The organism is Burkholderia sp. Ac-20353 (assembly GCF_017104785.1).
Taxonomy (GTDB): domain Bacteria; phylum Pseudomonadota; class Gammaproteobacteria; order Burkholderiales; family Burkholderiaceae; genus Burkholderia.
The window spans coordinates 1-2,902 of record NZ_JAAGPL010000387.1; the positions used below are offsets into that span (position 1 = coordinate 1).

The 2,902-nt window shown below is 69.3% G+C and carries 3 protein-coding genes and 1 pseudogene; 3 read left to right on the top strand and 1 reads right to left on the bottom strand.

Going from position 1 to position 2,902, the window contains the following annotated elements; all coding sequences use genetic code 11:
- Positions 1–235, bottom strand: a pseudogene (locus G3N94_RS40480) (hypothetical protein); the annotation flags it as partial.
- 111 nt (positions 236–346) lie between these two features.
- Between G3N94_RS40480 and gspG the strand changes: the two are divergent.
- The 3 genes from gspG to gspL are packed head-to-tail and all read left to right on the top strand — an operon-like array spanning position 347 to position 2,841.
- Positions 347–805 carry a type II secretion system major pseudopilin GspG gene (gene gspG / locus G3N94_RS40485; protein WP_205799784.1) on the top strand — a complete coding sequence of 153 codons (459 nt, stop codon included), beginning with the start codon at positions 347–349 and terminating at the stop codon, positions 803–805.
- Entirely contained in the window at positions 780–1,286 is a 507-nt protein-coding gene (locus G3N94_RS40490) for a GspH/FimT family pseudopilin (RefSeq protein ID WP_205799782.1), read from the top strand. The genes gspG and G3N94_RS40490 overlap by 26 nt, the downstream gene beginning before the upstream one ends.
- A 46-nt stretch (positions 1,287–1,332) precedes the next feature.
- Positions 1,333–2,841, top strand: coding sequence for a type II secretion system protein GspL (gene gspL, locus G3N94_RS40495; protein ID WP_205799783.1), 1,509 nt, complete (start codon positions 1,333–1,335; stop codon positions 2,839–2,841).
- Positions 2,842–2,902: the final 61 nt, after the last annotated feature.

The window sequence follows — 2,902 nt, forward strand, 5'->3', positions numbered from 1 at the left end:
TGACCGCGTGCTGCGCGTCGTCGCCGGGTTTGGCGCCGAACAGTTGCGCACCGGCGGAGACGTCGAACGGTGCCGGCGGCGCGGGGCGCGCGGGCATGGGCGCGTCGGGTGCGCGCAGCACGTGCACGGACCACAGTGCAACCGCGACGAACGCTGCGCCGGCGGCGAGCGTGGCAACGGCCGGTGCGGCGGCGGACGGATGCGGGATGGAGTGGAGCAGTTCGGCGGGTTTCATCGTGGTGTGAAGTTCAAGGGATCGGCGGTGGGCCGATCGGGGTTCAAGTCGGGGTTCAAATCCGGATTCAAGCGGCATGTCGACATTCTTTGATGCGAGGGTGAATGCATGATGACGCCACACGTTACACGCGCGCCGCAGCGCGCTTCACGCCGCGCGCGACGCGGCTTCACGCTGATCGAGATCATGGTCGTGATCGCGATCCTCGGGATTCTCGCGGCGCTGATCGTGCCGAAGATCATGAGCCGTCCTGACGAGGCGCGCCGGATCGCCGCGAAGCAGGACATCGGCACGATCATGCAGTCGCTGAACCTGTATCGCCTCGACAACGGCCGCTACCCGTCGCAGGAGCAGGGGCTGACCGCGCTCGTGCAGAAGCCGGCGACGGACCCGGTGCCGAACAACTGGAAGGACGGCGGCTATCTGGAACGGCTGCCGCGCGATCCGTGGGGCAACGCGTACCAGTATCTGAACCCGGGCGCGCACGGCACGATCGACGTGTTCAGCTACGGCGCGGACGGCAAGCCCGGTGGGGAGGGGAACGATGCGGACATCGGTTCCTGGCAGTAGCCGCGTGCTGCGTGTCGGTCGGCGCGCGGCGGGCTTCACGCTGCTCGAGATGCTTGTCGTGCTCGTGATCGCGGGGCTGCTCGTCGCAGTCGTCGCGCTCGCGCCGTCGCGCAATCGCCGCACCGATCTCGCGGAGGAAGCGCAACGTCTCGCGAGCCTGCTCGAATCGGCTGGCGACGAGGCGCAGGTGCGCTCGCTGTCGATCGCGTGGCAGCCGGTGGGCGGCGGCTACCGGTTCCTGCAGCGCACCGAGAGCGGCGCGTGGTCGCCGATGACCGACGAACTGTTCCGTCCGCGCCGCTGGGGCACCGACGTGACGGGCGTGTCGATCCGCTACACGGGCGGCGGCGAGCCGGTGTCGCGGGTCGTGATCGGCGACGAGAGCATCGACGTTCCGGTGACGATCACGCTGTCGTCCGGCGATGTGCGGCTTGCGGTCGTCGCGACCGGGATCGGCAACTTCGTCGTGCGCCGGCCATGAGCGACGTCATGCACATGCCGATGCAACGACGGAAACGGAGCGCGCAATGTCGAGCCTGATCGTGCTGTTGCCGCCGCTCGACACGTTCGACGCGGCGACGTGGACGACGATGCCGATGCCGTATGCGCGCTTCGACGGCCACGCGCGGCTCACGCACGCGGGCGACGCGCGACAAGACGTGTGGCCGAAGGCTGCCGTCACCTTGCTCGTGCTGGCCGCGCGCGACACGCTGCTCGTCGACGTCGCGTTGCCGCCCGTCACCGGAACGAAGCTGCGCCGGATCCTGCCGAATGTGGTCGAGGAGTATCTGCTCGATGATGCGCAGCGTTGTCATGTCGCGGTCGGTCCGCTGGACAAGGACGCGGCGCAGCGGCGCGTGGCAGTCGTCGATCGTGAGCGGTTCGGGGGGCTGCTCGACGTGTTTGCCGGTGCAGGCCATCGCCGCTTGCGCGCGGTGCCGTTGATTCATTGCCTGCCGGTTCGTGGGGTGGGCGTGGCGGATGATGATGCGCTCGCAGCGACACCGCAGCTGGGTGGGCAAGAAGACGACGAGGCGATTGCAGCTGCTGACGAGACGACCGAGACTGCCGCGGCCACGGCGACGCAAACGGGCACCGTGACGGAAGCCGTATTGGCCGACGACGCGCGCGCTGTCGACCAAGCGGACGTACTGATCGTGCACCGCGCGACGCCGCGCGCCGAAGCGGACCACGACGCGGTCGATCGGGAATGGGTCGAGCTGGTGGTGAGGCAAGGTACGACCGGATACGGATTCGCTGCACATGCATCGGCGCTCGACGTGGCGATTGCGGAATTGTCGCGATACCAGTCTATCCGCGTACATGCGCTGGCCATCACCGCGCACGGGGACGTGCCGCACGACGGCGATGCGCGCGAGCCACATGCCGATGCCGGACAGCCCACCGCTCGCACCTCGACGCTTGCGAGAACTGACTCGCCCACCGGCAGCGCATTCCCGCTCGCCGCGCAAACCTTGCCGTGGGAAACGCTCGCTCGCGGCGCGCTTGCCTGCCCGTTCGATCTCTGTCAGTTCGAGTTCGCATCCGGCGCGCGCACTGTGGGCATCGCGCAAGGCTGGCGTCCGTGGCGGTTCGCACTCGGTCTGGCCGCGGCGTCGCTCGTGGTAGCCGTCGCGACGGTCAACATCCAGTGGTACAGGCTGCGTGCGCGCGAGGACGCGCTGAACGCGCGGATGATCGATGCGATGAAGGCTGCGTTCCCCGCCACGACGGCCGTGCTCGATCCGCACGCGCAGATGCAGGCCGGGCTCGAGCGGCTGCGCGGTGCGACGGGCGAGATGCGTGCGGGCGACTATCCGGTGCTCGCTGCGGCGCTGTCGCGTGCGCTCACGCCGATTCCGTCCGACGCCGTCGCGACGCTCGACTATCGCGACGGCACGCTCGACGTGACGTTCCGTCCGGGTACGACGCTCGACGCCGGCGCTTTCCGCCGCCGCTTGCAGGCACAGGGCCTGTCCGTTCAGGAGGATGACGCGAAATGGACCCTCGGTTCCGCGCGGCCCGCGCCGCGCTGACAGCCTGGCTCGACGAGCGAGCGCCGCGCGAGCGCGCGCTGCTCGCGGTGGGCGGAGCGCT

Bases quoted from the DNA above. Each gene is read 5' to 3' on its own strand.
- gspL (WP_205799783.1), top strand. From the start codon at position 1,333: ATGTCGAGCCTGATCGTGCTGTTGCCGCCGCTCGACACGTTCGACGCG.
- G3N94_RS40490 (WP_205799782.1), top strand. From the start codon at position 780: ATGCGGACATCGGTTCCTGGCAGTAGCCGCGTGCTGCGTGTCGGTCGG.
- gspG (WP_205799784.1), top strand. From the start codon at position 347: ATGACGCCACACGTTACACGCGCGCCGCAGCGCGCTTCACGCCGCGCG.